At 35.2% G+C, this 562-nt stretch carries 1 protein-coding gene; it reads right to left on the bottom strand.

The genetic code is table 11. The annotated features are described in order from the left end of the window. Positions 1 to 334: 334 nt before the first annotated feature. Positions 335 to 562 (bottom strand): transposase (locus BA053_RS06420; RefSeq protein ID WP_156518078.1); only part of this gene is annotated, 228 nt, incomplete at its 5' end.

Here is a 562-nt window from a genome sequence, read left to right as displayed (position 1 = left end):
TATAGCTAAAGTGACTTAGGTTCTCTAATTGCACATAAGTCAACAATAATTTTCACACAAATCAAAACAGCATATCTTCTCCATAATCCTTGGTAATTTTACATAAGTTAAAAGTAGCATATGGTTCTCTCCGCGGTCTGAGATGACAATAAATTTGTCAAGCCGCATTATACTTGTTAGGCGGAAGTGGACGGCAACATATTTACCACGAAGTCTAACTAAGTTCTTGCTTGTCCCTTCCATCGGCATTGCTATCTTTATTTTCAATAAAATTATTGTCCTATGCTCTTTTGATGTTTATTGATAATAAAATTCTGTTTTATCAACCAACATCCTATGCATAATTACAGCTAATTTTCTTGCTACTGCTACAATTGCTTTTTTCATTCCTTTTTTCTTCGCAACCCCAGTTTTTTAATTTAAATGTCCTCTTGGTAACTGTAAGCATTGTTTGTGCAGCTTCATATAACATACTTCTACATTCCGCTGGTCCCATCTTTGATATGCTGCCATGCCGATCAACTTCTCCAGAAGAATATTGCCTTGGTGTCAACCCTATATA

Source organism: Wolbachia endosymbiont of Nomada ferruginata (genome assembly GCF_001675785.1).
In the GTDB taxonomy this organism is placed as follows: domain Bacteria; phylum Pseudomonadota; class Alphaproteobacteria; order Rickettsiales; family Anaplasmataceae; genus Wolbachia; species Wolbachia pipientis.
Note: the sequence above shows the minus strand (reverse complement) of the source record. Positions and strands in the feature narration are given on the sequence as shown.